This is a genomic window from Streptomyces carminius (assembly GCF_002794255.1).
In the GTDB taxonomy this organism is placed as follows: domain Bacteria; phylum Actinomycetota; class Actinomycetes; order Streptomycetales; family Streptomycetaceae; genus Streptomyces; species Streptomyces carminius.
The window spans coordinates 108,325-133,994 of record NZ_PGGW01000066.1; the positions used below are offsets into that span (position 1 = coordinate 108,325).

Annotated in this window: 23 protein-coding genes; 11 read left to right on the plus strand and 12 right to left on the minus strand. The window is 73.1% G+C overall.

The genetic code is table 11. From position 1 onward, the window contains the following. Window positions 1–22 precede the first annotated feature (22 nt). On the plus strand, window positions 23–433 hold the full coding sequence (locus tag CUT44_RS23675) for a four-helix bundle copper-binding protein (RefSeq protein ID WP_100203952.1): 411 nt from the start codon (window positions 23–25) through the stop codon (window positions 431–433). Window positions 434–751: 318 nt separating this feature from the next. Then, complete coding sequence (locus CUT44_RS23680) at window positions 752–1,921, plus strand: phospholipase D-like domain-containing protein (RefSeq protein WP_233221601.1); 1,170 nt, start codon at window positions 752–754, stop codon at window positions 1,919–1,921. Window positions 1,922–2,029: 108 nt separating this feature from the next. Here the strand turns inward: CUT44_RS23680 and map are convergent, their stop codons facing one another. Then, the gene (gene map, locus CUT44_RS23685; protein WP_100204067.1) at window positions 2,030–2,797 is read right to left on the minus strand and encodes a type I methionyl aminopeptidase; all 768 of its coding nucleotides are present in this window, start codon (window positions 2,795–2,797) and stop codon (window positions 2,030–2,032) included. A gap of 74 nt (window positions 2,798–2,871) precedes the next feature. Here map and CUT44_RS23690 point away from each other — a divergent pair, with 74 nt between their 5' ends. Then, entirely contained in the window at window positions 2,872–3,162 is a 291-nt protein-coding gene (locus CUT44_RS23690) for a helix-turn-helix domain-containing protein (RefSeq protein ID WP_100203953.1), read from the plus strand. A 43-nt stretch (window positions 3,163–3,205) separates the two neighbouring features. Here the strand turns inward: CUT44_RS23690 and CUT44_RS23695 are convergent, their stop codons facing one another. Together CUT44_RS23695 and CUT44_RS23700 are read right to left on the minus strand one after the other, a co-directional pair. After that, window positions 3,206–3,649, minus strand: coding sequence for an SDR family NAD(P)-dependent oxidoreductase (locus tag CUT44_RS23695; RefSeq protein WP_199185814.1), 444 nt, complete (start codon window positions 3,647–3,649; stop codon window positions 3,206–3,208). A 158-nt stretch (window positions 3,650–3,807) separates the two neighbouring features. Next, a complete protein-coding gene (locus CUT44_RS23700) occupies window positions 3,808–4,311 on the minus strand; it encodes a cupredoxin domain-containing protein (protein WP_199185815.1) in 504 nt (167 codons plus the stop codon). A 577-nt stretch (window positions 4,312–4,888) separates the two neighbouring features. On the opposite strand from CUT44_RS23700, the gene CUT44_RS23710 reads away from it, so the two are divergent. The 7 genes from CUT44_RS23710 (at window position 4,889) to CUT44_RS23740 (ending at window position 14,162) form a co-directional block, all read left to right on the plus strand. Further along, the gene (locus CUT44_RS23710; protein ID WP_408646787.1) at window positions 4,889–6,049 is read left to right on the plus strand and encodes an MFS transporter; all 1,161 of its coding nucleotides are present in this window, start codon (window positions 4,889–4,891) and stop codon (window positions 6,047–6,049) included. 98 nt (window positions 6,050–6,147) lie between these two features. Beyond that, window positions 6,148–6,621, plus strand: a complete 474-nt coding sequence (locus CUT44_RS23715) for a hemerythrin domain-containing protein (RefSeq protein ID WP_100203954.1) — start codon at window positions 6,148–6,150, stop codon at window positions 6,619–6,621. Between the two features lie 196 nt (window positions 6,622–6,817). After that, a complete protein-coding gene (locus CUT44_RS23720) occupies window positions 6,818–10,579 on the plus strand; it encodes a nitrate reductase subunit alpha (protein WP_100203955.1) in 3,762 nt (1,253 codons plus the stop codon). 1 nt (window position 10,580) lies between these two features. Then, the gene (narH, locus tag CUT44_RS23725; protein WP_100203956.1) at window positions 10,581–12,302 is read left to right on the plus strand and encodes a nitrate reductase subunit beta; all 1,722 of its coding nucleotides are present in this window, start codon (window positions 10,581–10,583) and stop codon (window positions 12,300–12,302) included. Then, window positions 12,299–12,949 carry a nitrate reductase molybdenum cofactor assembly chaperone gene (gene narJ / locus CUT44_RS23730; RefSeq protein ID WP_100203957.1) on the plus strand — a complete coding sequence of 217 codons (651 nt, stop codon included), beginning with the start codon at window positions 12,299–12,301 and terminating at the stop codon, window positions 12,947–12,949. The genes narH and narJ overlap by 4 nt, the downstream gene beginning before the upstream one ends. Before the next feature lie 119 nt (window positions 12,950–13,068). After that, window positions 13,069–13,788: a respiratory nitrate reductase subunit gamma gene (gene narI / locus CUT44_RS23735; RefSeq protein ID WP_233221623.1), complete on the plus strand. Its 720-nt coding sequence runs from the start codon at window positions 13,069–13,071 to the stop codon at window positions 13,786–13,788. Beyond that, window positions 13,785–14,162: a cupin domain-containing protein gene (locus tag CUT44_RS23740; protein WP_233221602.1), complete on the plus strand. Its 378-nt coding sequence runs from the start codon at window positions 13,785–13,787 to the stop codon at window positions 14,160–14,162. Before narI ends, CUT44_RS23740 begins: the two co-directional genes overlap by 4 nt. A gap of 189 nt (window positions 14,163–14,351) precedes the next feature. On the opposite strand, the gene CUT44_RS23745 is transcribed toward CUT44_RS23740, so the two are convergent. The 5 genes from CUT44_RS23745 to CUT44_RS23765 form a co-directional block, all read right to left on the minus strand. Beyond that, window positions 14,352–15,011, minus strand: coding sequence for a vitamin K epoxide reductase family protein (locus CUT44_RS23745; RefSeq protein WP_233221603.1), 660 nt, complete (start codon window positions 15,009–15,011; stop codon window positions 14,352–14,354). A gap of 83 nt (window positions 15,012–15,094) precedes the next feature. After that, window positions 15,095–15,535 carry a pyridoxamine 5'-phosphate oxidase family protein gene (locus CUT44_RS23750; protein WP_100204070.1) on the minus strand — a complete coding sequence of 147 codons (441 nt, stop codon included), beginning with the start codon at window positions 15,533–15,535 and terminating at the stop codon, window positions 15,095–15,097. Between the two features lie 126 nt (window positions 15,536–15,661). Beyond that, on the minus strand, window positions 15,662–16,405 hold the full coding sequence (locus tag CUT44_RS23755; protein WP_100203959.1) for a response regulator: 744 nt from the start codon (window positions 16,403–16,405) through the stop codon (window positions 15,662–15,664). A gap of 164 nt (window positions 16,406–16,569) precedes the next feature. After that, on the minus strand, window positions 16,570–17,304 hold the full coding sequence (locus CUT44_RS23760) for a CBS domain-containing protein (protein WP_233221604.1): 735 nt from the start codon (window positions 17,302–17,304) through the stop codon (window positions 16,570–16,572). 78 nt (window positions 17,305–17,382) lie between these two features. After that, entirely contained in the window at window positions 17,383–17,844 is a 462-nt protein-coding gene (locus tag CUT44_RS23765) for a Crp/Fnr family transcriptional regulator (protein WP_100203960.1), read from the minus strand. A gap of 340 nt (window positions 17,845–18,184) precedes the next feature. On the opposite strand from CUT44_RS23765, the gene CUT44_RS23770 reads away from it, so the two are divergent. Next, complete coding sequence (locus CUT44_RS23770) at window positions 18,185–19,084, plus strand: universal stress protein (RefSeq protein WP_100203961.1); 900 nt, start codon at window positions 18,185–18,187, stop codon at window positions 19,082–19,084. A 65-nt stretch (window positions 19,085–19,149) separates the two neighbouring features. On the opposite strand, the gene CUT44_RS23775 is transcribed toward CUT44_RS23770, so the two are convergent. From CUT44_RS23775 to CUT44_RS23790, 4 genes are all read right to left on the minus strand, one after another. After that, entirely contained in the window at window positions 19,150–19,833 is a 684-nt protein-coding gene (locus CUT44_RS23775; protein ID WP_100203962.1) for a DUF5825 family protein, read from the minus strand. A gap of 150 nt (window positions 19,834–19,983) precedes the next feature. Continuing rightward, a complete protein-coding gene (locus tag CUT44_RS23780) occupies window positions 19,984–21,909 on the minus strand; it encodes a RiPP maturation radical SAM C-methyltransferase (protein ID WP_100203963.1) in 1,926 nt (641 codons plus the stop codon). 245 nt (window positions 21,910–22,154) lie between these two features. Further along, entirely contained in the window at window positions 22,155–24,053 is a 1,899-nt protein-coding gene (locus CUT44_RS23785; protein ID WP_100203964.1) for a S9 family peptidase, read from the minus strand. Window positions 24,054–24,069: 16 nt separating this feature from the next. Further along, window positions 24,070–25,440: an MFS transporter gene (locus CUT44_RS23790; RefSeq protein WP_233221605.1), complete on the minus strand. Its 1,371-nt coding sequence runs from the start codon at window positions 25,438–25,440 to the stop codon at window positions 24,070–24,072. Window positions 25,441–25,670 lie beyond the last annotated feature (230 nt).

Here is a 25,670-nt window from a genome sequence, read left to right on the forward strand (position 1 = left end):
GTACACGAAGAGAGGGGTACCGATGACCACGATGGTCAAGGACATGCTGCGGACCTACCCGGCCGACCTGGGCGGCGTCGACCGCGAGGCCATGGAGCGCTGCATCTCCGAGTGCTTCGACTGCGCCCAGGCCTGTACGGCCTGCGCCGACGCGTGTCTGTCCGAGGACATGGTTGCCGAGCTGCGCAAGTGCATCCGCACCAACATGGACTGCGCGGACATCTGTGAGGCCACCGGGAAGATCCTCTCCCGGCACACCGGCTACGACGCCAACATCACCCGCACCCAGCTCCAGGCCTGTGCGATGGTCTGCAAGTCCTGTGCCGAGGAGTGCGAGAGCCACGCCGACATGCACGAGCACTGCCGGATGTGCGCCGAGGCGTGCCGCCGCTGCGAGCAGGCCTGCAACGAGCTGCTCGCCACCCTGGGCTGACGGTCCGAAGGGTGTCGGGGATCCGGACACGCGTCGGCGGCCAGTGCTCCGTGCGTGTCCGGATCCGCGCGGACGTCCGACGCGCCCCGGCTGCCCGGCGACACTGGCGGGAGGCCCTCCGGGGACGGCCGCGTCACGCGCCGGCCGGGGCCGGTCTGCCGTGCCACCCGGCGGATCCGGGCTTCGGCGGTGGCCCCGCACCCGCCGTGCCGGCCGCGGCCCGGGGACGGGCCGCGGTGTCCGGGACCGCGGAAACCCCCGCCGCCGGGCCCCGGCAATCCCCTTGCTCAGAAGATCACGGGATGTGAGCATGCTCTGATGATGAAGAGCATGCGGGCCAAAGGGCTCCGGTCGTTCCGTTTAGTGCTGCTCGGCATGATGTCCGTCCTGCTCACGGTGGTCTCGGCGCCGCCTGCCGCCGCCGTGGAGGGGACCTGCTCCGAGCAGGGGAACTACGAGGTCTGCGTCACCTACGGCGGCGACGGTAACGTCGATGTTCTGATCCCCCGGAAGATCAAGGCCAAGATCGACGCCACGGGCACCACGCCGGAGGACGGCGACTACATTCGCGTCGCGATGTACACCTGGGACACCACCGGGTACGGCACCGAGATAGCGGACTCGTTGGTGCGGGCCGCGCGGAACGGGGTCAGCGTCCGCATCGTGGTGGGTGCCGTCCACTCGACTCTCCGCGAGAAGTTCGAGAACGCCGGAATCGATCTGCGGATCTGCGCGGACGCGTGCATGAGGCACCCCGACGGCGAGTGGAAGGGGTCCATGCACAACAAGTTCTTCGTGTTCAAAAAAGGCGACACCAAACTGGTGCTGCAGACCTCGATGAACCTGAGCAGCTGGCAGGCGCAGCACGCGCAGAACCTGCTGATCGTCCGTGACGACAGCGAGCTGTTCGCGGGGTACGTCAACTACTGGCGCCGCCTGTACGCCCAGGACTGGACCTGGGAAGGCGTGACCTGGGACGACGAGGACAAGTCGCCGTTCGGCGGCAACGGGCACTCCCGGGCGTACTTCTTCCCGCAGTACGGCAAGCAACCGCTGGTCGGCGTGCTGGCCGGCGTCACCGATTGCGCCTCGGGGAACGACCGGGTCTGGATGCAGGCCAGTCTCTTCGACAACAGCGACCACTCCCGGGACGTCATCCGCGAGCTGGCCCGGCTGCGCGGCATCGGCTGCGACGTCAAGGTCATCGTCCAGGAGGCCAGCGGGCGGGATCGGCTGCTGGACAACGGCATCCCCGACGGCGACATCAGCTGCGACGGCTGGCACCACAACAAACTGCTGCTGATCGACGCGAAGTACGCCGGCGAGTGGCGCAAGGCGGTGTTCGCCGGCTCGTACAACGTGACCTCGAACTCCAACTACCGTGCCAATGACGCGATGCTGCGGATCATCGACGGGTGGGTCACCAACCGGTACATCGACCAGTTCCGCGAGCAGTGGACCAATCCCCGGGCCTGCGACGCCGTCTGACACTGACGCCGCCGACGCCCCGGACGGCCTTCCCGCACCCCGCCGGGACGCGGTGCGGGAAGGCCTGATGGCCGACGGCCGCCCGCGAGCGGCTTGTCCGTGCCCGGCTCAGGGCAGGGTGAGGACGCGGGGGCCCTCCTCGGTGACGGCGATCGTGTGCTCGAAGTGGGCCGCCCGGCTGCCGTCGGTGGTGCGCAGCGTCCAGCCGTCGCCGTCGGTGCGGTAGTCGTCGCGGCCGCCCGCCATGAGCATCGGCTCGATGGCCAGGGCCAGTCCGGGACGCAGCGGGAAGCCGCGGCCGGGGCGCCCGCGGTTGGGCACGGGCGGGTCCTCGTGCATGCGGCGGCCGATGCCGTGGCCGCCGAAGTCGCGGGGCATGCCGCAGCGCGCCGCCCGCGCGACGGTGTCGATCGCGTGGGAGATGTCGCCCATGCGGTTCCCGGCGCGGGCCGCGGCGATCCCGGCGTCCAGCGCCCGCCGGGTGGCCTCGATCAGCTCCGCGTCGCCGGGGCGGGGGGTGCCGACGACGAAGCTGACGGCGGCGTCGCCCGTCCAGCCGTCGAGCTCCGCGCCGCAGTCGACGCTCACCAGATCGCCGTCGCGCAGCCGCTGGTCGCCGGGGACGCCGTGCACGATCGCGTCGTTGACGGAGACGCAGACCACCGCCGGGAACGGGGTGGGGGCGAAGGAGGGCCGGTAGCCCAGGAAGGGCGAGCGCGCCCCGGCGGCGTCCAGGACGGCGCGGGCCGCCTCGTCCAGCTCCCGTGGTGAGGCCCCGACGCGGGCCGCGTCCCGGGCGGCGGCGAGCGCGTGGGCCACCACCCGCCCCGCCTCCCGCATGGCCTTCAGTTCCGTGTCGGTCTTGAGTTCCACCATGATCCGCATGCTCCCCGGCGTGTCAGGGCGCCCCGACGGCGCCCAATTACTATACCGGTATTAGTATCACGGTCATGGTGAGGACTCCTCTGACCCCGTGGGAACGCCGGCGGGGAGAGCGACTGGGTGAACTGCTGCGCACGGCGCGCGGCGGGCGCAGCATGGTGGAGGTCGCCGCGGCGGCCGGGGTGTCGGCGGAGACCCTGCGGAAGATCGAGACCGGCCGGGCGCCGACCCCGGCGTTCTTCACCGTCTCGGCGCTGGCCGCCGTCCTGGGGATCTCCCTGGACGAACTGGCCGCCGTCTGCGCGTGGGACGCCGGGGACGGACCCGGCGGGGAGGCGGGGGAGGCGCTGTCGGCCTAGTGTCCTCAGGTCGAAGACGGTGCGAGGCGGAGTGCGCGACGGGTCATGCAGCGGCTGCCCGCGGGTAGTGCCGGCGCAGGTTGGCGGCGAGCATGCGGTCGAGCATGCGGTCGGACAGCATCGGGCCCAGGCGCATGATCAGAGCGGCATCCCGGCCGGCCGTGTAGCGGGGACGCGGCCTGCGGGTTGTGACGGCTTTCGCGATGACCCGGGCGGCGGCGTCGGCGGTCAGACCCGAGGCGGTGCCCGAGGCCATCAACGTGTTGTTCGCCTGGACCAGACTGCCGTAACGCTCGTTCTGCTCCGGTGTCATCCGGGCGGCCAGGTCGTTCGCCGTCGCGATCCCGCGGGCGGCGATCTCCGTCCGGACACCGCCGGGCTCGACCACGACCACCTGTACGCCCAGCGGCGCGACCTCCCGCCGGAGCGAGTCGCTCACCGCCTCCAGGGCGAACTTCGCGCCGGCGTATGCGCCGTAGGTGGCCATGGCGTACTTACGGGGAGATACCGGACTACAACGGCGACCGGTACGCCGACCACTGGCACGAGAAACGGCTCGCCGGGCGGCCCACCGGGCCGCCCGGCGACGGGGACGGCATCAGCCGGTGACCTCGAAGGAGCCCCGGGCGCCGCGCTCGGCGTCGCTCAAGATGTGCGACACGAACGGATAAAGGCCCGCATCGGGGGGAAGGCCAGCTCCACGAAACCGCCCTGGGCCGGGGCCAGATCGAGCACCTGCGCGCCGCCGCTGCCGGGGTCGTCCGGGCGGAGCCGGTGGGCGCCCTCGTGGTAGACGGTGTCGAACTGGCCGCCGACCACGTGGAAGGCGCTCGGCCGGTCCGGGGCCAGCGCCCCGGCGTGGAAGTCCACCGAGTGACCGATCGACCCGTCGTTGACGAGGGTGATCCCGAAGGTGCCACCGGCCCGGCCGCGCAGCACGGGACCGGGTGCGGCGCCACCAAAGGTCCACAGCTTCTGCCGCACCCCGGGGGAGATCTCCTGCACGGTCTCCCGCACGGTGAGGGTGCGCCGGTGAGTGCGGGTGCCGTCGCCGGGGGCGCGGCGGGCGGCTGCGGCGGCGCCTGCGGCGAGTCGGACACCGCCGAGCCCGAGCTCGACGTGCGCGAGGTCCCGCATGCCATCCGGCACGCCACCGTCTTCGGCGCGCTCGGCGCCGGAGCGACCGGACGCCGGTTCGGCCTGTTCACCGCGGCGATGATCGCGGCCGCCCCGCACGGCCGGGCCCGCGCCAGGGGGCGGCCCGGGCCGGCCCGGGCCCCGGCGGTCACCTCCCGGCCGGCTCGCCGGGCGTGGTGCTCCCGGCCGCCGCCCTGCCCGTCACCTGAAGGAGGCGCCGGCGGCATGACCCGCCTCACGGCCCGCCGCGTGAGCGGGGCGGACGGGACCGGGACCCGGGACCAATGGCCCCACCGCCCGCCCTGGTGGTCCCTTACCGAAGGGGTGGCCGTCCGAAGATCCTTGAGCGGGCAGGGGGTGAAACCGCGGCCGGGGAGGCACACGTAAGGACCCCGCCGGAACCGCACCGGACACCACCCGAGCCACCGAGGACCACGCACCGGAGACCGACGGGAGCGCCATGAGCATCACGACCGAGGAGAAGGAAGCGCACACCGCCATGGAGAAACACCCCGCGGCCGCCACCGACACCCGTTCCGCCGACACCCGTTCCACCGGCGCCGCGGCCGCGGCCGGCCCGCGCATGCTGATGCTGGTGCTGGCCACCGTCGGATTCGCCCTGAACTTCTGGGCGTGGGCGCTGCTGAGCCCGCTGGGCCCCCGGTTCCAGGAGATCCTGCAACTGTCCTCCCTGGAGCAGTCGCTGATCGTCGCCGTGCCCGTGGTGGTCGGCTCGGTGGGCCGGATCCCGGTGGGCGCGCTGACCGACCGGTTCGGCGGCCGGGTGATGTTCCCCGTGGTCACCGCCGCCACCATCGTCCCCGTCCTCTACCTCGGCCTGGCCGGGCACACCTCCCTGGCCGGTCTGCTGATCGGCGGGTTCTTCCTCGGCATCGGCGGCACCACCTTCGCCATCGGGGTGCCGTTCGTGAACGCCTGGTTCCCGCCCGAGCGCCGGGGACTGGCCGTCGGCGTCTTCGGCGCCGGCATGGGCGGCACCGCGATCAGCGCGCTGACCACGGTGCAGCTCGTCGAGTCCGGCGGCACCGCCACCCCCTTCGTCATCACCGCCGTCGCCCTGGCCGCCTACGCGGTGCTGGCCGCCGTGGTGCTGCGCGACGCGCCCGGCCGCAGCGCGCCCACCCAGCCTCTGCTCCGCCGCCTGGCGGCCACCGTCCGGCTGGGCATCACCTGGCAGGCCTCGGCGCTGTACGCGGTGGCCTTCGGCGGATACGTCGCCTTCTCGGTCTACCTGCCGGTCTACCTCAAGAGCGCCTACGGGCTGGAGCAGACCGACGCGGCCAACCGGATGGCCGGATTCGTGGTGCTGGCGGTGCTGATGCGCCCGATCGGCGGCTGGCTGTCGGACCGCTTCGGCCCGGTACGCGTCCTGGCCGCATCCCTGTCGGTCGTGGTCGCCGGAGCGACGATGCAGTCCTTCACCCTGGACCTGGCGCCGGAGGGCACCGTGGCCTTCCTGTCGATGGCCGTCGCCCTGGGGGCCGGCAGCGGCGCGGTGTTCGCTCTGGTGGCCCAGGCGTCCCCGGCGGACAAGGTGGGCTCGGTCACCGGTGTGGTGGGCGCCGCGGGCGGCCTGGGCGGCTTCGTGCCGCCGCTGGTGATGGGCGCGGTCTACGGAGCCACCGGCTCGTACGCGGTGGGGCTGGCACTGCTGGCCCTGGTCTCCGCCGCGGCCCTGGTCCTGACCCTGACCGCGGTCCGTACGGCGGTCGCCCGCCGCGCCGCCTGACCCGGCGCCCGCCCGGCCGCGGCGGCGGGCACACCGGCACCAAGCCACCGCCGGCACACCGGCACACCAACACACCGACACACCGGGAAAGAAGAGAGATGTGTGAGTACTGCGGCTGCCAGTCCCTGACGGCCATCGACGAACTGACCCGCGAGCACGACACGGTCGTCAACATGATCGGTGACGTCCGCGCCGCCCGCCGGGACGGCGACACGGCGCGGATGGCCGGGACGGCCCGGCGCATCGCCGAGGTGCTCGCCCCGCACACCCGGGTCGAGGAGCACGGGCTGTTCCCCGCCATGAAGGAGGAGTTCCCCGATCACATCGCGGCGCTGGAGGACGAGCACCGGTACATCGAGGGGGTGCTGGGGGAGGCGGCCGACACCGTCCCCGCCGATCCCTCCTGGCCCGACCGGCTCCAGGAGGCGCTGGAGGTCCTGCGCGACCACATCCTCAAGGAGCAGGACGGCGTCTTCCCGGCCGCGCTGGCCACGCTGGACACCGAGGACTGGGAAGCCGTCGGAGCCGTACGCGCGCAGGTGGGCACCCGGCTCTCCGCGGCCGACGCCTGAGACGCCGGTCCCCCGGGACCGCCCGGGGGACCGGCGTCCACGAGCGTCTGAAACGGCCGGTGTCAGCCTGATCTTTTCGGGTAAGCAGCCGCGAAGCGGCCCCGGCCGCCGACTGGGCCAAGCCCCGTACAAGCACCAAAAGCCCTGTACGGGCACTGTGACGCACTGTACGAAAACCCACTCCGGGAGGGGCGCTGTGGCAAGAGGCAGGAACAGGGAACCGGTCCGCGGGACGGAGGAGCGGCCGCCGGGGCCGGACGGCGGGCTCGCCGACGCCCTGGTGTCCACCCGGCGGTTCTTCACCCGGGCCGAGGTGTCCGAGGACCACCGCACCCTCCACAAGATCGGCGGGCGGCAGGCGGACGCCTTCTACCGGGACCGCTGGAGCCACGACAAGGTGGTGCGTTCCACCCATGGTGTGAACTGCACCGGCTCGTGCTCCTGGAAGGTGTACGTCAAGGACGGCATCATCACCTGGGAGGCGCAGCAGACCGACTACCCCTCGGTGGGCCCGGACCGCCCCGAGTACGAGCCGCGCGGCTGCCCGCGCGGCGCGGCGTTCTCCTGGTACACCTACTCGCCCACCCGGGTGCGCTACCCGTACGTGCGCGGGGTGCTGCTCCAGATGTACCGCGAGGCCAGGCAGCGCCTGGGCGACCCCGTCCTGGCCTGGGCCGACGTCGTCTCCGACCCCGAGCGCTCCCGCCGCTACAAGAAGGTGCGCGGCAAGGGCGGCCTGGTGCGGGCGAGTTGGGACGAGGCGGTGGAGATGATCGCCGCCGCGCACGTCCACACCATCAAGGAGTACGGCCCGGACCGGCTGGCGGGCTTCTCCCCGATCCCGGCGATGTCGATGGTCTCCCACGCGGGCGGAGCACGCTTCTACTCCCTGCTCGGCGGGGCGATGCTGTCGTTCTACGACTGGTACGCCGACCTGCCCGTCGCCTCGCCGCAGGTCTTCGGCGACCAGACCGACGTCCCGGAGTCCGGTGACTGGTGGGACGCCGGCTACCTGATCATGTGGGGCTCCAACCTGCCGGTGACCCGCACCCCCGACGCGCACTGGATGGCCGAGGCCCGCTACCGGGGGCAGAAGGTCGTCGCGGTCGCCCCGGACTACGCCGACAACGTCAAGTTCGCCGACGAGTGGCTGGCCGCCGAGCCCGGCACTGACGGCGCCCTGGCGATGTCCATGGGCCATGTGATCCTCAAGGAGTTCTTCGCCGACCGGCAGGTCGGCCGCTTCACCGAGTACGTCAAGCGCTACACCGACCTGCCGTTCCTGATCACCCTGGAACAGCGCGGCGAGGGCGCGGACGCGGCCTGGGTCCCGGGGAAGTTCCTGACCGCCGCGGACCTGGACGGCGCGGTGGCAGGGGGCGAGAGCGCCGGGACCGCCGAGAACGCCGAGTTCAAGACCGTCCTGCTGGACTCCGACGGCACCCCGGTGGTGCCCGGCGGCTCCCTCGGCCACCGCTACGGCGAGTCCGGCGAGGGGAAGTGGAACCTCGACCTCGGCGACGTCGACCCGCTGCTGAGCGCCGCGGGCGGCGAGGCGGCCCCGGTGGAGGTGGAGCTGCCCCGCTTCGACACGCCCGACGGCAGGGCGGGACGGCTGCGCCGCGGCGTCCCCGTCCGCACCGTCGGCGGGAAGACCGTCACCACCGTCTTCGACCTGCTGATGGCCCAGTACGGCGTCGCACGCGAGGAGTTGGGGCTGCCCGGGCAGTGGCCGGCCGGCTACGAGGACGCGACCGAGCCCTACACCCCCGCCTGGCAGGAGACGATCACCGGGGTCCCGGCCGAGAAGGCGGCCCGGATCGCCCGGGAGTTCGCCGCCAACGCCGAGGAGTCCGGCGGCCGTTCCATGATCATCATGGGGGCCGGCGCCAACCACTGGTTCCACTCCGACACCATCTACCGCGCCTTCCTCACCCTGACGACGATCACCGGCTGCCAGGGCGTCAACGGCGGCGGCTGGGCCCACTACGTCGGCCAGGAGAAGGTCCGCCCCATCACCGGCTACTCGGCCCTGGCCACCGCGGCCGACTGGAACCGGCCGGCCCGGCAGATGATCCAGACCGCCTACTGGTACCTGCACACCGACCAGTACCGCTACGACCCCTTCAGCGCCGACACCCTCTCCGCGGCCTCCGCGGGCGGCACCTTCGCCGGGCGGTCCACCGCCGACGTCATCGCACAGTCCGCCCGGCTGGGCTGGATGCCCTCCTACCCCACCTTCGACCGCAACCCGCTGGCCCTGGCCGCCGACGCGCGGGCCGCGGGCCGCGAGGTGGGCCCGTACGTGGTGGACGAACTGAAGGCCGGCCGGCTGCGCTTCGCCGCCGAGGACCCCGACGCCCCGGAGAACTTCCCCCGGGTGCTGACCGTGTGGCGGGCCAACCTGCTGGGCTCCTCCGCCAAGGGCAACGAGTACTTCCTCAAGCACCTGCTGGGCACCGACTCCTCCGTCCGCGCCACCGAGGCGCCCGAGGGATCCCGCCCCCGCGACGTGGTGTGGCGCGAGGAGGCACCGGCCGGCAAGCTCGACCTGCTGCTGTCCCTGGACTTCCGGATGACGTCCACCACCGTCTACTCCGATGTCGTGCTGCCGGCCGCCACCTGGTACGAGAAGTACGACCTGAACACCACCGACATGCACCCCTACGTGCACTCGTTCAACCCCGCCATCTCACCGCCCTGGCAGACCCGCAGCGACTGGGACGCCTTCAACACCATCGCGAAGGCGTTCAGCGGGCTGGCGGCGAAGCACCTGGGCACCGCCGAGGACGTGGTGGCGGCCCCGCTGCTCCACGACACCCCCGACGCCATGGCCACCCCGCACGGCCGGGTGCTGGACTGGAAGAACGGCGAGTGCGAGCCCGTGCCCGGCCGCACCATGCCCAAGCTGATCACCGTCGAACGCGACTACGGTGCCGTGGCCGACAAGATGACCGCCCTGGGACCCCTGCTGGACACCCTGGGCGCCACCACCAAGGGCATCACCTTCAAGGTCGACCGGGAGCTGGAGTACCTGCGGCAGAAGAACGGCACCGTCCACGGCGGCGCCGCCGACGGCCGTCCCTCCATCGCCCGCGACGTCCACGCCTGTGAGGCCATCCTCGCCCTGTCCGGCACCACCAACGGGCATCTGGCCACCCAGGGGTTCCACACCTTGGAGAAGCGCACCGGCACCCAGCTCGCGGACCTGGCGGCCGAGCACGAGGGCAAGCAGATCACCTTCGCCGACACCCAGTCGCGGCCCGTGCCCGTCATCACCTCGCCCGAGTGGTCGGGCTCGGAGTCCGGCGGACGGCGCTACTCGCCGTTCACCATCAACGTCGAGCGGCTCAAGCCCTGGCACACCCTCACCGGTCGGCAGCACTTCTTCCTCGACCACGACTGGATGGCGGAGCTGGGCGAGTGGCTGCCGGTCTACCGGCCGCCGCTGAACATGCACGCCCTGTTCGACGAACCGGAGATCGGCGACACCGGCGAACTGGGCGTCACCGTGCGCTATCTGACGCCGCACAACAAGTGGTCCATCCACTCCGAGTACCAGGACAACCTGTTCATGCTCTCGCTCTCCCGCGGCGGACCGACGGTGTGGATGAGCGACAAGGACGCGGCGAAGGTCGGCGTGGCCGACAACGACTGGATCGAGGCGGTCAACCGCAACGGTGTCGTCGTCGCCCGCGCGATCGTCTCCCACCGGATGCCGGAGGGAACGGTGTACATGTACCACGCACAGGACCGCCTCATCGACGTGCCCCGCTCCGAGACCACCGGCCGCCGCGGCGGCATCCACAACTCCCTGACCCGGCTGCTGGTCAAGCCCAGCCACCTCATCGGCGGCTACGCCCAGCTCTCCTACGCCTTCAACTACCTCGGCCCCACCGGCAACCAGCGCGACGAGGTCACCGTCATCCGCCGGCGCTCCCAGGAGGTGACGTACTGACATGAAGGTCATGGCACAGATGGCGATGGTCATGAACCTCGACAAGTGCATCGGCTGCCACACCTGCTCGGTCACCTGCAAGCAGGCGTGGACCAACCGCACCGGTGTGGAGTACGTCTGGTTCAACAACGTCGAGACCCGCCCCGGACAGGGCTACCCGCGCCGCTACGAGGACCAGGAGACCTGGCAGGGCGGCTGGAAGCTCAACAAGCGGGGGCGGCTGACCCTCAAGGCCGGCGGCCGGTTCAAGAAGCTGATCACCATCTTCTCCAACCCCAAGCTGCCCTCGCTGGACGACTACTACCAGCCCTGGACGTACGACTACGAGACCCTCACCAACGCCCCGCTCCAGGAGCACACCCCCGTCGCCCGCCCCAAGTCCCTCACCACCGGCGAGGACATGAAGATCACCTGGTCGGCGAACTGGGACGACAACCTCGCCGGGGCGCCGGAGCTGGCCCGTCAGGACGTGGTGCTCGACGAGATCTCGGACAAGGTGAAGTTCGAGTTCGAGCAGACCTTCATGTTCTACCTGCCGCGCATCTGCGAGCACTGCCTCAACCCCTCGTGCGCCGCCTCCTGCCCGTCGGGTGCGATCTACAAGCGCGCCGAGGACGGCATCGTCCTGGTCGACCAGGACCGCTGCCGCGGCTGGCGGATGTGCGTCACCGGCTGCCCGTACAAGAAGGTCTACTTCAACCACCGCACCGGCAAGGCCGAGAAGTGCACCTTCTGCTTCCCCCGCATCGAGGTGGGCCTGCCCACCGTCTGCGCCGAGACCTGCGTCGGGCGGCTGCGCTACATCGGCCTGGCCCTCTACGACGCCGACCGGGTCTCCGAGGCCGCCTCCGTCCCCGACGACAAGGACCTGTACGAGGCGCAGCGCGGCATCCTGCTCGACCCGAACGACCCCGAGGTCGTCGCGGCGGCCGAGCGGGACGGCATCCCGCGCGACTGGATCGAGGCCGCCCAGCGCTCCCCGATCCACTCCCTGATCAACGTCTACAAGGTCGCGCTGCCCCTGCACCCGGAGTACCGCACCATGCCGATGGTCTGGTACATCCCGCCGCTGTCCCCGGTGGTGGACGCCGTCCAGGGGACCGGCCACGACGCCGAGGACCGCGGCAACCTGTTCGCCGCCATCGACACCCTGCGCATCCCCGTCGAGTACCTCGCCGAACTGTTCACCGCCGGCGACCCGGAGCCCGTCGACCTCGTCCTGCGCAAACTGGCCGCCATGCGCAGCTACATGCGCGACATCAACCTCGGCCGCGAGCCGGACGCCGCCATCCCGGCGTCCGTCGGCATGGGCGAGGAGGAGATGTACGAGATGTACCGGCTGCTGGCGCTGGCCAAGTACGACGAGCGGTACGTCATCCCGCCCGCCCACGCCGAGCAGGCGCACGGCCTGGAGGAGCTGGCCACCGAGTGCAGCCTGGACTACGAGGGCGGCCCCGGCATGGGCGGCTCCGGCCCGTTCGGGGAGGCCTCCGGCGGACCCGACCCGGTGGCCGTGGAGAACTTCCACATGCTGCAGGCTCGTCAGACCTCCGACTCCGTCACCGATCCGGCCGACAAGGCGAACCGCGTCAACCTCCTCAACTGGGACGGCAAGGGCCGCCCGAAGGGACTGTTCCCCGAGCAGCCCGCCGGTGACGGGGGCCCGCCGCGGGACCTGATGGACGGCACCGACCCGAACGCCGAGAGCGAGCCCAAGCCATGACCCCGCACGCACCACCGCGGCAGCCCGTCCAGGCACCCGCCTGGCAGATCCAGTCGCTGCTGCTGGCCTACCCCGACGATCAGCTGCCCGAGCACGCCCGGCTGGCCCGGCAGGCCGCCGCGGCCCTTCCCGAGCCGGTCGCCGCGCCCCTGCGCCGGTTCCTCGACGAGGCCGAGGCCATCGGCCCCGAGGAGCTGGCCGAGCGGTACGTGGCGGTCTTCGACCACCGCCGGCGCTGCTGCCCGTACCTGACCTACTACACCCACGGCGACACCCGTAAGCGCGGCATGGCCCTGCTGCGGGTGAAGCAGGCCTACGCCGCCGCCGGGCTGCGCCCGAGCGACGACGAACTGCCCGACCACCTGGCCGTCGTCCTGGAGTTCGCCGCCGCCGAACCCGAGGCCGGCCGGAAGCTGCTGCTGGAGTACCGCGCCGGGGTGGAACTGCTGCGGCTGGCCCTGCACGACGCCGGGGCGCCCTGGGCGCACGTCCTGGAATCGGTGTCGGCGACCCTGCCGCCGCTGGCCGGCGACGAGCGGACGGCCGTCGCCCGGCTCGCCGCCGAGGGGCCACCGGAGGAAGAGGTGGGCCTGACCCCCTACGCACCGTCCCAGTACACGCCCGACACGGTGGGAGGCCGCAGATGACGACCCCGGCAACCCCGGCAGCCCCGGCACCGCACATGCCGGTGGCGCCGGAGACGGCCCCGCTCCAGTACGCCGCGGACGCCGTAAACGCCGTAAACGCCGTAAACACAGCCGGCGGGCTGGACGTCCTGCTGTGGGTGATCGTCCCCTACGTGGCGCTGGTGCTGTTCGTCGGCGGGCACGTCTGGCGCTACCGCTACGACAAGTTCGGCTGGACCACCCGCTCCTCCCAGCTCTACGAGAAGCGCCTGCTGCGCATCGGCAGCCCGCTGTTCCACTTCGGCATCCTGGTGGTGCTGATCGGCCACGTCGTCGGCCTGCTCATCCCCAACAGCTGGACCGAGGCCGCCGGGATCACCGAGCACACCTACCACGTCTCCGCCGTCGTCATGGGCACCGTCGCGGGCGTGTGCACGCTCGGCGGGCTGGCCATCCTGATCTACCGGCGCCGCACCGTCGGCCCGGTCTTCAGCGCCACCACCCGCAACGACAAGCTGATGTACCTCATGCTCACCCTCGCCCTGGTGCTGGGACTGGCGGCGACGGTGGCGGCCAACGTCGTCGACGAGGGGTACGACTACCGGACCACCATCTCCCCCTGGTTCCGGTCGATCTTCTACTTCCAGCCCGACCCCGAGCTGATGGTCGGCGTGCCGATCCTCTTCCAGCTCCACGCGCTCAGCGCGTTCGCGCTGTTCGCCGTGTGGCCCTTCACCCGGCTGGTGCACATGCTCACCGCGCCGCTGGGGTACCTCACCCGTCCCTACATCGTCTACCGCAGCCGGGACACCCAGCTGGGCTCCCGGGCCCCCCGGCGCGGATGGGAGCGTGTCCGATGACCGACCGAGCCCCGCACGAGACCCGCGACCCCCACCCGGCCGGCCAGACCACCGGGCTGCGGGTGGTGGGCAAGGAACTGCTGGTCCAGGCCGCCTCGGCGGCCTCGGGGCGGGCGGCGCGGACCGCCGTCGCCGTCCCCGGCCTGCGGGCCACCCTCATCGCCCTGGTCGGCGGGCGCGAGCTGGCCGAGCACCGGGCGCCGGGGGCGGCCACCCTCCAGTGCCTGGCCGGCCGGGTCACCCTGAGCACCGACGAGCGCTCCTGGGTGCTGGACCCGGACGAACTCGTCGACATCCCCGACCGGCTGCACCGGCTGACCGCGGAGACCGACGCGCTGGTGCTGCTCACCGTCCGGCTGGACCGGCCGGACTGACCGTACGCGGACCCGCGCACGACGGCGGGCGGCCGGGTCTCCCCGGCCGCCCGCCGTCCGCGTGTCCGGCGGCCGCCTGCCGGGACGCACCCGCACCGCGTGCACCATGCGTGGGGAGCCGTGTCCCCGGGGACACGGCTCCCCACGCATGGTGCACGGCCGGTCTGGTCCCGGCAGGCGCCGGGGGCGTCACACCAGGCTGCTCCAGTAGTCCCAGAAGCGGGTGAGCACCAGCAGTACGAGTACCGCGTACCAGGTGCCCAGGAGCACACCGCGCAGCTCGACCGCGCCGCGCAGGAGCCCCCGCGCGCGCGGCGGCACCGGGACGACGCCGCGCTCCAGGTTGTGCAACGTCACGTACCAGAAGAGCGCGATGGTCACGACCCACACCACCGCGCAGTACGGGCAGATCCGGCCCATCTCGTAGAGGGACTGCTGGAACAGCCAGTGCACCAGCACGACGGCGGCCAGCGCCCCGGCGTTCAGCCCGAGCCACAGCAGCCGGTGCAGTCGGGCCCCGGCGAGCACGGCCGCCCCCAGCGCGGCGACGGCCGCGAAGCCCCCCAGGCCCAGCAGCATGTTGGGGAAGTCCAGCAGGCTGCCCTGCCAGCTCGACAGCACGCTGCCGCAGCCGACGACCGGGCTGATGTCGCACGACGGCTGGTACGAGGGGTCCCCCAGCACCCGCCAGTCGTCGACGGTGAGCCGGAGGGAGGCGAGCCAGCCGACGGCGCCGGCCACCAGCATGACCACGCCCGTCGACCGGCTCGCCCCGACGGGGGAGTGGGGCGGGCCGACGGAACGGGCGGAACGGGGGGCGGTGCGGGCGGCGGTGTCTGCCACGGCCACGGTGGTGCTCCCTTCTGTGCGCCCTCGCGCGCGAACGACGCGGGAGACCCCTGGCGCCCGGCTCCCGCGGGTCGGGCCGCCGCTCAGGTGGCCGCGGGGTGCCCGGCCCCGGCCCGGACGCCCTGCAGCATCCGCCCGGTGACCAGTTCGGGCTCGATCCGCAGGAAGACCCCGTCCTCGACCGGCGCCCAGGAGGGCGGGCCGGAACGGCCGAGCCGCGCGGCCTCGGCGGGGTCGGACACCTGGGCGGCGCGGCCGGTCACGACCACGCTCCACCCGGTGCGCGCCGCCGCGTCGAAGGAGTCCGCCTCGAAGGCGACGACGCTGCCCTCCACCGCCCGGGCCAGCCGGGACAGGGCGGAGGTGTACACGACCACCGCATCGTCGTGGTCCAGGAAGAAGTTGACTGGGAGGACGGCGGGAAGCGCGTTCTCGGTGTAGACGACGCGGCCCAGCGGAACCAGCGCCAGCAGGCGCAGGCACTCCGGCCGGTCGAGTTCGCGGAAGCCGTCGTTTCGGTGCATGTCCCCCATGGTGGGGAGGCCGTCCGGGGCGGCGGTAGGGCCGTATGGGCCCTACCGGCCGGGACCGGAACGCCCCGGAAACGGCCGCCGCCGTCCCGGACGGGAGGACGGCGGCGGGCGGCGGACTCAGCGCGAGTGGCGCGCGCCGGGGGAGTGGCCGGAGGGCGGGCCGGACGGCGTACCGGGGGCCGGAACGGTCTGGGTGGCGATGACGGCGGCCTGCACCCGGCGCTCCACACCGAGCTTGGCCAGCAGCCGGGAGATGTTGTTCTTGACCGTCTTCTCCGACAGGTACAGCTGCTGGCCGATCTGCCGGTTCGTCTTCCCCTCCCCGATCAGGGCCAGTATGTCCCGCTCACGGGGGGTCAGCGAGGCCAGCGCGGCGTTCTCCGGCTCCTCGGGCTCCTCCTGGGTGTCCTGCACCCGCAGGCTGTTCATCAGCCGGGCGGTGGTGGCCGGGTCGAGCATGGACTGCCCGGAGGCGACGGTGCGGACGGCGGCCACCAGGTCCGAACCCCTGATCTGCTTGAGGACGTAACCCGACGCCCCGGCCATGATCGCGTCCAGCAGGGCGTCGTCGTCGTCGAACGAGGTGAGCATCAGGCAGGTCAGCTCGGGCATCCGCGAGCGCAGCTCCCGGCAGACGCTGATGCCGTCGCCGTCCGGCAGCCGCACGTCCAGGACGGCGACGTGCGGGCGCAGGGCGGGCCCCCGGGTGAGGGCCTGCTCGGCCGTACCGGCCTCGCCGACCACCTCGATGTCGGGCTCGGCGTCCAGCAGGTCGTGCACGCCGCGCCGTACCACCTCGTGGTCGTCGAGGAGGAACACCCGGATCGGGGACTGGGAGGAGAACTGCTGGGCCTGGGTCATACGGATCCTTCGCACGTCGGTCGGGGACCGGCCAGGGGTACGGTCCCCCGCCCTCCGATCCTGCCCCCGCGGACCCGTCCGGCGCCAGGGGCGCACGGGTCCGCCGTGCGGACCGGCATGACGGACCAGTATGGCGGATCAGTGTGACGGACCGGTGCGGCGGGTCAGAACATCGGCCCCACCACCGGCGGCAGGTGCCGGTCCGCGACGGGGGGCCGGTCGAGGTCGAAGGTGACGTCCACGACCCCCTCGACCGCACGGGCCAGCCGGGCGGCCACCGGGACCAGGGAGGTGTCGCGGATGCGGCCGCCGAAGACGACCACCCCGTCCGCCACGCTCACCACCACGGGACCGTCCTGGCCGGCCTCGGCCGGGAACAGGGGGTCGAGCACCTCCCGGCGCACCTCGGCGGCGATGTCCTCGTCCGGCCGCAGGAAGACCTTGAGCAGGTCGCCGCGGCTGACCACGCCGACCAGCAGCCCCTGGAGATCGACCACGGGCAGCCGCTTGACGCGCCCGCGCGCCATGATCCTGGCCGCCTCGGCGAGAGTGGCGCGGGCGTGGACGCAGACGGCGGGCGAGGTCATCAGCTCACCCGCCGTCACGGCGCCCACCCTGGCCAGCTCCGCCGGACGGCGCAGCGCCTCCAGCCGGCTGGGCTGGGCGCCGCGGTACTCCTCCTTGGGCAGCAGGTCGGCCTCGGAGACCACGCCGACGACCCGGCCCTCGCCGTCCAGGACCGGCAGGGCGCTGATCCGCCACTGCTCCAGGGTCGCCACGATCTGCTTGAAGGGAGCGTCCCGGCCGATGGCGACGACGGTGTGGGTCATCACGTCGCTGACGATGTAGGGGGCGCGCGGGGTGCCGTCGGTGCCGTCGGTGGTGTCGGTGGTGTTCATGGTGTCTGCTTTCTCGGTGTTCTCCGTGGTTTCGCCGGACGCGCCCGGCCGGCGGCGGTTCCGGGTGTCCGGTGCGCCTCAGGGGCGCGGGCCGCTGCCGTACGGCCCGTACAGATCCAGCAGCCGGGTGCGGGCGCTCTGCAGCCGGTGCCCGACGATCTCGGCGACCCGCAGGAAGACCGCGCGGCCCAGCACCGGATCGGCCTCGCACAGCTCGCGTACCCGGGCGGCGTCGAACTCCACCGCCCGCACCGGACTGAGCGTCTCGGCGCCCAGGTGCCAGGTGCGGGGCGGGAAGAGCCACGACCAGCCCAGCAGGTCACCGGGGTGGAGGGTCTCCACGGCGGCGGCTCGGCGGCCGGGGACATGCAGGTCGAGGGTGACCGTGCCGGTACGGATCACCCAGAACCGGTCGGCGCGCCGGCCCTCCTCGAAGATCCGGGTGCCGGCGGGGAAGGCCACCTCGCGGGCCAGTTCCAGCAGCCGCTCACGGCCTTCGGGGGGCAGTGCGCTGAGCAGGTTCGTGGGAGCGGAGATCATGTCGGTCCTCCCGTCACGGCGTGTCAGGTGCGTGCGAGGTGCCGCGCCCCGGGCGAGCCGGCGGCACGGGTCCTCGTCTCCATCGTGGGGCGGTCCCCCGCCCCGGGGCAGGGCCGTACGGGTGCGGTGCGGGGGACCTTCGGCCCCCGTACCGCCGGCTCGCGGCCCCTCCGTCCCGGAGTACCGCCACGGTGCGGTGCGGACGCGCCCGGACGGCGGTCCCTTACCGTGGGACGTTCGGTCCCCGCCCGGGGACTTGTGACTCTGCCGTCCGGCGGGTACCCGGGGCGATCGTGGAGCTGAGAGAGGGCGGAAGCCGCCCCGCGACTGGAGGTGTGTGATGGTGCGTACGGTCACGGTGGGTGTGGACGGCTCGCGTGAGAGTCTGGCCGCCGCGGACTGGGCGGCCCGCGAGGCCCGGCGGCGCGAGGTGCCGCTGCGCCTCGTCCACGTACGGGAGCCCGACCCCTTCACCCTGCAGGACTCCGGCGCGGACTCCGAGACCCGGCAGCACTGGGCCGAGCGGATCCCGCGCGAGGCGGCGGACACGCTCGCCGGGCGGTACCCCGGCCTGGAGATCACCACCGAGCAGCGCACCGGCAACCCGTCCGCCGAGTTGATCGACGCCGCCCAGGAGGCCGAGGTGCTGGTCATCGGTTCCCGGGGCCTGGGCATCGTCACCGGCTTCCTGGTCGGCTCCGTCGCCCTGTCCACGGTGGGACGCGTGGGATGCCCGGTGGTGCTGGTGCGCGCCGGGGAGGACGGGCAGGAGGAACGGGACGGCCGGGAACAGGCCCCGGCGGAGGCACCGGAGGGGGACGTCGTCCTCGGTCTGGAGCTGTACCGGCCCTGCGAGGAACTGCTGGAGTTCGCCTTCGACGCCGCCGCCCGGCGCGGCGCGGCGCTGCGGGTCGTCCACGGCTGGAACCCGCCGCTGGTCTACGGCATCGACCCCATCGCCGTCGACCCGCGGCTGGCGACCGACCTGGCCGAGGAGAGCGCCCGGGTCCTCAAGGACACGCTGCGGCCCTGGCGCGAGAAGTACCCCGGGGTCGAGGTCAGGGCGCAGGCCGTGATCGGCAGGCCCGCCCGGCACCTGCTGGAGGCCGCCGAGGACGCCTGCCTGGTGGTCGTCGGTCGCCGCAACCGGCGCTCCCCGCTGGGCTTCCACATCGGTCCGGTCGCCCACGGGGTGATGCACCACGCCACCGTGCCCGTCGCCGTCGTCCCGCACGACTGACACGGCCCCGGCGCCGGCCGGCGGGGCCACGGCCCCGCCGGCCGGGATGACCGGACCGGCGCCCCTCAGACCGTCATGGCCTCCTGGATCCACCGGCGCACCCGGTAGGGCAGCCACCAGGCCAGCGGTCCCACGTCGGCCACCAGGCGTTCCTCGCGGAAGTCCGCCAGAACCGGCGCGGGCACCGTGTCCGCCGGGGCACCGTAGGAGAGCACTTCGATGGCCTGTCGGTACTCGGGCTCGTCGGCGGTGAAACGGCGCAGGTCGCCCCAGCGCCGGTCGCGGATCTGCACGAAGCCGGGCCCCTGGCGCCACAGGCACTTGCACAGGTAATGGCCCGCCCGCCACCGGGAGAGGGCCTCGGCCGCGTCCGCCGTGCCGGTGAGCTCCCGCGGGGGCTGGAGGTGGCTCAGGACCTGCCAGGCGTCGGCGGGCTCCGGGGCCAGACGCAGCCGCCACTCGGTGAACACCGCGCGGGCGGTGAGGTCGCGGACCAGGCACAGGTCGCGTACGGCACGGGCGGCGGCGCCGGGGTCGCCGACCGCGCCGAGATCCACCGGCCGCGGCAGCCGCACCCGGCGTACGCCCAGCTCCCACAGCCGCTCGACCTCGGCGGCCACCGGACCGGCGACCTCCACCTCGCCCAGGCCCATGCCGGGCAGCCCGCACGCGTCGGGGTCGTAGTCGCGCCAGGCGACGACGACCGGTGGTGCCGGGGTGCCGGAACGGGCCGTGGTGGTCGTGCTCATCGGCGTTTCTCCCTCGTACCTCGTGGACTTGTCGGTGGACTTGTCGACTCGCCGCTTTGCCGGCCTGCCGCCTCCGCGGGCCGCCCCGGCACTTCCGGCGCGGGCCCGCCGCGCGCATCCGGGGCCTGCCCTCCTGCGCGCGCGGAGATCTCACACACCGGCCAGCGGCCGCCCGGGAGGCGGAGCGTCCCCGGTGGCCGCGGCATGGGCGTGGCGCATGAAGTCCAGGCGCAGCAGGTCCTCGTTGACCGCCGCGGGAGCCAGGTGCACGTACTGGCCCGCGTCGGTGAAGACCAGACCGAGCTCCAGCCACCGTCCGAGCAGCTCCGCCACGGTCTCCTCCGCCACGGGGCGGGACAGCCGGGTGCCGAGCTTGCGGGCGAGGGCGGCGGGAGCGTGCGGTTGGTCCAGCATCCGGAAGGCGGCTGCCTCCAGGGGGTCGGTCAGCTCCTTCACCCCCCAGTCGAACCGGCGGCGCCGACTGACCAGAACGATCCGGTCCCCGAGATCGCAGTGGGTGAGACGGCTGCCGCTGTGGGCCTCGCGCCACTGGGACAGGGCGTCGTTGAGGGACTTCGCGGTCTCCTCGCCGATCCCGCGGGCGGGGGCCTCGAAGACGTAGGCGAGGTCGTACAGCTCCTCTTCGGGCAGGTCGTAGGTGAAGCGGTAGTGGTTCTCGGGACGCAGTCCCGAGAAGCCCAGCTCGGGCCGGGTGAAGTACGGACTGAACCGTTCGATGGCGATGCGGGGGGAGAGATCGGTCGGCGGGTCGAGGTGTTCCAGGGCCGGCAGCTGGGCGATGACGCCCTCGTAGTCGGCGGCCGTCTCGCCGGGGAAGCCGTGCAGGTAGTTCCAGGAGACGGCCAGGCCGGTCTCGGCGCCGTCCCGCAGCATGCGGACGTTCTGGCAGCCGCTGACGCCCTTGTCCATCAGCCCCAGCACCCGGCTGTTGAGGCTCTCGATGCCCGGCTGGACGTAGATCATCCCCGCCTCGGCGAGGGTGCGCAGCTGGGACCGGCGCATGTTCGCCTTGATCTCGATGTGCAGCCGCAGGTCGTGTCCGCTGTCGATGATCCGGGGCAGCAGCGTGGTGAGGTACCCCATGTCGAGGATGTTGTCGACGACGTACATGTCCAGCACCCGGTGGCGGCGGACGAGGTCCATGATCTCCTCGTGGAAGACCTCCGGGCTCTTGCTGCGGAACTGCATGAACGAGCCGTTGAGTCCGCAGAAGGTGCAGTGGTGCTTCTCGCCCCACCAGCAGCCGCGGGCGCCCTCGACGACGAGCTTGGGCTCGACCCAGTTGCGGGCCGCGGACGCGGCCAGCCGCTCGAAGTAACCGGTGTAGTCCGGCTTCAGGATCGCGGACGGGGGCATCGGGGCGGTGCTCATCGGGTTGGCGGCGGACGCCCCGTCCGCCGTGCGGTGGCACAGTCCGGGCACGCCGGACGGCTCCGAGCCCTCGGCCAGTGCGGTCAGCAGCTGCGGGAACGCCACCTCCCCCTCCCCGCGGACCACGTAGTCCACGAAGGGGAAGTTGCGGTGGACCGCGGCGCCCTGCTCCGCGTCGCAGTTGGCGCCGCCCATGACCGTCACGATGTGCGGGGCCAGCCGCTTGACCTGCCGGGCGGCGGCCAGCGCGGCGGTGTTCTGCTGGAAGGTGGAGGTGAAGCCGACCACGTCCGGTGCCGCGGCGACGATCCGCTCGGCGATCTCCCGGACGAACTCCGGCACGGTGCGGTGCAGTTCCCGCGTCATCCGCATGCGGGACCTGTTCAGCTTCCCGCTCATCTCCTCGGTGAACTGCCCGGTCCGCCACTCGGGGTCGTCGTAGAGGGCGGAGGAGAACACCCAGTCGCCGCATCCCAGGAAGTAGGAGGACAGCGCGTAGTACTCGTAGTCGCCGCAGGTGAACTCCGTGCGACCGGTGATCCAGTCGGTGAACTCCAGATTGGCGTGCAGGACTTCGGCGCCGGCACCGGGCACCCGCTCGTCGACGCTGCGCTTGAGGATGCCGAGTGCCAGGGACGGGAGGTCGATCGGTGACCAGGGCATGTTGACCAGCAGGACGCGCATGGCGACTCCTCGGTGCGGAAAGGTGGCGGGGGCGGGCGGCGGCGGGAGCCGGTGGCCGCCCGGCCCGGCGGGGCGTGCCGGGCCGGGCGGTGCGGTGCGGGAGGTCAGTCCTCCTCGGGCTCCTCCGCGTTGCGGATCGGGATGGTGATGGTGATGCTGACGCCGGGCTTGCGGTTCTCCTCGCCGTTCGCCAGCGGGTCGTTGTGGATGACGTCCTTCTGCATGCGCTACCTCCTCTCCTGCACTCAGTCCCGGTCTCTCCACCGGGCCGGTCGGTCGCCGGCCGCCGTACCGGACGGCCGGTGCGGTCCCCGCCCCGGGCGGGGCGGGGGGTCGTGGAGGGCCGTCCGGCCGGAGCCGCGCAGCTCCCGGTCCAGAAAGCCCAGCCCCCGGCGCAGGACCGCCACATGGTCGCTGCCGAGGTAGCCGTCGTGGCCCGAGTCCAGCCACATCTCCTCGTGGCGCACCCCGCAGGCGCGCAGCGCGGCCAGATAGGTGCGCACCTGCTCGGGCGGGCACTTGGCGTCATGGGTGGCGGCGGCCATCAGCAGCGGCGCCCGCACCCGGTCCGCGTACCGGATGGGCGAACTGCGGGCGTAGCGCTCGGGCACCTGCTCGGGCGTGCCGCCGAACAGCGCCTCGTCCAGGGCGCGCAGCGCCGGTGTGCCGGCCCGGTGGGCGGTGGCGCAGTCGGCCAGCGGCTTGACGGCGACGCCCGCCTGCCACAGACCCGGCCGGGTGCCCAGCGCCAGCAGGACCAGATAGCCGCCCCAGGAGGTGCCCCACAGCCCGACCGCGCCGGGATCGGCCAGCCCGCGCTCCAGCACGTCGGCGCGCACGGCGGCGAGGTCGGCGACCTGGGCCAGGCCGACGCTCTCGCCGAACGCCTCGCGCCAGCGGGGCCCGTAGCCCGTCGAACCCCGGTAGTTGACGCGGGCGACGGCGAAGCCCGAGGCGACCAGGGAGTGCACCACGGGGTCGTAGGCGTCACGGTCGTGGTCGGCGGGGCCGCCGTGGACGAGGAGGACCAGCGGTGGGCGGGCGGGCCGCTCCGGGAGGCTGAGGAGGGTGTGCACCGGCCCCTCGGGGCCGGGTGTCCACAGCTCGGTGTGGTGCCCCGGCACCCGTACGGCGGGCAGGTCCGTGCCCGGCAGCGGGGTGCCGGCGGTGGAGTACGCCCGCAGCGGGGTGGCGGTGTCGGTCCACAGGTAGTGCACGTCACCGCCCGGCCGGGGTACCGCGTCCAGGACGCTGCCCGGGGGCACGGGAAGCGGGGTCAGGGTGCGGTGGCCGAGATCGGCGGTGAACAGCCGGCTGCGGCCGTGACGGTCCTGGCGGATCAGCAACCGGCCCCCCTCGGGGTACCACCGGGCGGTGATCTCGGTGTCGAACGCGCACCACTCGTGGAGCCGTATGCCGTCCGCCTCCCGCCACACGGCCGGTACGTACCGGTCGCCCAGCCGGCGGATCAGCAGCAGCTCGGCTCCGGTGTCCCCGGCGCTCCGGGGGGCGAACCCCAGTGCCCACAGCCCGCCGTCCCGTCCGGACAGCACCGCGGCGGTTCCGCCGTCGGCGGTGTGGACGGTGACGGCCCGCCCGGAGGCGGCGGCGCGGGCGACGGCCAGCAGCCGGCCGTCCGGGGAGAGCCCGGCGAGCACCGCGTACCCCTCGGCCCGCAGGACCCGCCGGCCGGTCCCCCCGCGCCGGCCGAGGCAGACCGTCAGACCGCTCCCGTGGCCGAGGCCGACGGCGACCGTGGCGTCGGCGCCGAGGACCAGGCCGCGCGGGGTGCCGGTGGGCAGACCGGCCAGGCCGGGCCGCGCGGGACCGCCGTGGAAGTCCTGGAAGTACCAGTGGCCGCGTCCGGCCTCGTCCTCCGCGAACCACCAGACGGCGGCGTCGGCGTCGATCGCGCAGTGCAGGGTCCCGCGCGGGCGGTCGGTGACCTGGCGCGCCGTCCCGGTGCGGGCGTCGAAGGCGAAGACCTCGCAGCGGCCGTCCGCGTCACCGGTGAAGGCCATCAGCGCCGGGTCGCGCGGGCAGACCTCCGGCAGCACCGGCCGCTGGACGTGGTAGCCGGCCCCCTGGAGTCCGGTGCCCGCGTCGGCCGCGGCTCCGTCCGTCCGGTGGATGTCCGTGCTCATCGGAAGACCATCCCTCTCATGCCTTTTCCTTCCGGGGTTCCTTCCGGGGTTCCTTCCGGGGGATCTCCTGGGGCTCCCCCCGTGGTTCCGCGCGGGATCCGTCCGGAACGGAGAGGGCGCCGCGCGCCACGGCGAGCGTGGTCCCCGCGGCGAGCAGGGCCAGCAGCACCGCGCATCCCGCGGCCGTGGCAGCGGTGCCCGCCCGGGCCGCGGACACCCCGGCGGCCAGCGGGGCGAGAGCCGCCGAGACGCCGGTGACGGTGGCCAGCGCGGTACTGGTACGGGCTTGCAGACCGGCCGGTGTCACCCGCATGACGCGGGCCTGGAGCACCACCGCCGCGACGGGCACCGGCAGGCAGAGCGCCCCGAACAGCAGCCCGTACAGCCATGGCCGGGGGGACAGGGCGAGCGCGCCGGCTGCCGGGACCAGCAGCCAGGAGACCGCGAGCAGTGTCCGCGAAGCGGTCAGCCGGCGGGCCACGGCGGGCGCGGCCAGCGCTCCGGCCAGTCCCGCCGCGCCGGCCAGCGAGAACACCAGGCCCACGGCGGTGGCGCCCTGCCCGCTCTCCCGGAGGGCGAAGACGGTGGTGTAGTGGAGTGCCACCAGCAGCCCGTTGACCGCGGTGCCCCACACCAGCACCAGGCGCAGCAGGGGGGAGCGCAGTACGAGGGCGAGACCCGCGCCCACCTCCGCGGCGAAGGCGGACCAGGCCCGGGTGGAACGCCCGGCCGGGTGCTCCACCCGGGCCTGGTCCGGCTCCGGTGCCAGGTCCGAGCGCATGGCGCGTACGCACAGTGCGGCGACGAGGTAGGACAGGGCGTCCGCGAGGAACGGCAGCCACCGGGAGAAGTGGTAGCACAGACCGCCCAGCAGCGGGCCGACCACCATGGCGCCCTGCTCCCCGGCCTGAAGCCGGGAGACCGCCCGGGGGTAGTCGGTCGGGTCGCAGACCAGGGCCACGGTGCCCCCGGCCGCCGCCTCCTGACAGGAGGTGGCGAAGCGTTCGACGGCGATCGCGGTGAACAGCAGCGCCGGGTGGGGATCGCCCAGCCACAGGGCCGCGGCAAGCGTTCCCAGCGCGCCGGCGGAGGCCAGGGCCGACCAGACCATCACTCGTTTGCGGGCGCCGCGGTCGGCCAGTACGGCGGCGAAGGGGCCCATGACCAGCCCCAGGACGGTGGAGAGCCCCGCGACCGCTCCGACGACGGCCGGGGAGTATCCCAGCGACAGCAGGAGCAGGGGGAGGACCAGGCCGGAGATCTGGGTGCCCAGGGTGTCGGTGCCGTTCGCCCACCAGAACAGCCGTATGTCCCGGGCGGGCGGGGCGGGCGGAGAGGTCTCCCGCTGGCCGGTCCCCGCGGCGACGGCTGTGGCCCGCCTCCTCACCGGTGGTGCCGGGAGTTCGCCGGACGAAGCCGGATCAACGCGGATAAAGCACCGGGTGATGTCGCGGTGGATTCTCGTGCCACGTGCAGCCTCCCCTTCCGTCCGCGCAAAGGGCTCGCGAGAACGGATTCAACGGCTGATATACGGAGAAAAGGTGTGCGAGGTGCGGTGGCCGGGAGCTTAGCCACGGAGTGACGCGAGCAACAAGGGTGTCGGACGGTCCGGGAACG

What these genes read in the sequence shown, in the direction of transcription:
- CUT44_RS23690 (WP_100203953.1), top strand. Translation starts at nt 2,872, where the DNA reads ATGGTGAGGACTCCTCTGACCCCGTGGGAACGCCGGCGGGGAGAGCGA.
- CUT44_RS23780 (WP_100203963.1), bottom strand. Translation starts at nt 21,909, where the DNA reads ATGCGCGTCCTGCTGGTCAACATGCCCTGGTCACCGATCGACCTCCCG.
- CUT44_RS23750 (WP_100204070.1), bottom strand. Translation starts at nt 15,535, where the DNA reads ATGCACCGAAACGACGGCTTCCGCGAACTCGACCGGCCGGAGTGCCTG.
- CUT44_RS23755 (WP_100203959.1), bottom strand. Translation starts at nt 16,405, where the DNA reads ATGACCCAGGCCCAGCAGTTCTCCTCCCAGTCCCCGATCCGGGTGTTC.
- map (WP_100204067.1), bottom strand. Translation starts at nt 2,797, where the DNA reads ATGGTGGAACTCAAGACCGACACGGAACTGAAGGCCATGCGGGAGGCG.
- narH (WP_100203956.1), top strand. Translation starts at nt 10,581, where the DNA reads ATGAAGGTCATGGCACAGATGGCGATGGTCATGAACCTCGACAAGTGC.
- CUT44_RS23770 (WP_100203961.1), top strand. Translation starts at nt 18,185, where the DNA reads ATGGTGCGTACGGTCACGGTGGGTGTGGACGGCTCGCGTGAGAGTCTG.
- CUT44_RS23775 (WP_100203962.1), bottom strand. Translation starts at nt 19,833, where the DNA reads ATGAGCACGACCACCACGGCCCGTTCCGGCACCCCGGCACCACCGGTC.
- CUT44_RS23715 (WP_100203954.1), top strand. Translation starts at nt 6,148, where the DNA reads ATGTGTGAGTACTGCGGCTGCCAGTCCCTGACGGCCATCGACGAACTG.
- CUT44_RS23710 (WP_408646787.1), top strand. Translation starts at nt 4,889, where the DNA reads ATGCTGGTGCTGGCCACCGTCGGATTCGCCCTGAACTTCTGGGCGTGG.
- CUT44_RS23680 (WP_233221601.1), top strand. Translation starts at nt 752, where the DNA reads ATGATGAAGAGCATGCGGGCCAAAGGGCTCCGGTCGTTCCGTTTAGTG.
- CUT44_RS23675 (WP_100203952.1), top strand. Translation starts at nt 23, where the DNA reads ATGACCACGATGGTCAAGGACATGCTGCGGACCTACCCGGCCGACCTG.
- CUT44_RS23765 (WP_100203960.1), bottom strand. Translation starts at nt 17,844, where the DNA reads ATGATCTCCGCTCCCACGAACCTGCTCAGCGCACTGCCCCCCGAAGGC.
- CUT44_RS23785 (WP_100203964.1), bottom strand. Translation starts at nt 24,053, where the DNA reads ATGAGCACGGACATCCACCGGACGGACGGAGCCGCGGCCGACGCGGGC.
- CUT44_RS23740 (WP_233221602.1), top strand. Translation starts at nt 13,785, where the DNA reads ATGACCGACCGAGCCCCGCACGAGACCCGCGACCCCCACCCGGCCGGC.
- narJ (WP_100203957.1), top strand. Translation starts at nt 12,299, where the DNA reads ATGACCCCGCACGCACCACCGCGGCAGCCCGTCCAGGCACCCGCCTGG.
- CUT44_RS23760 (WP_233221604.1), bottom strand. Translation starts at nt 17,304, where the DNA reads ATGAACACCACCGACACCACCGACGGCACCGACGGCACCCCGCGCGCC.
- CUT44_RS23695 (WP_199185814.1), bottom strand. Translation starts at nt 3,649, where the DNA reads ATGGCCACCTACGGCGCATACGCCGGCGCGAAGTTCGCCCTGGAGGCG.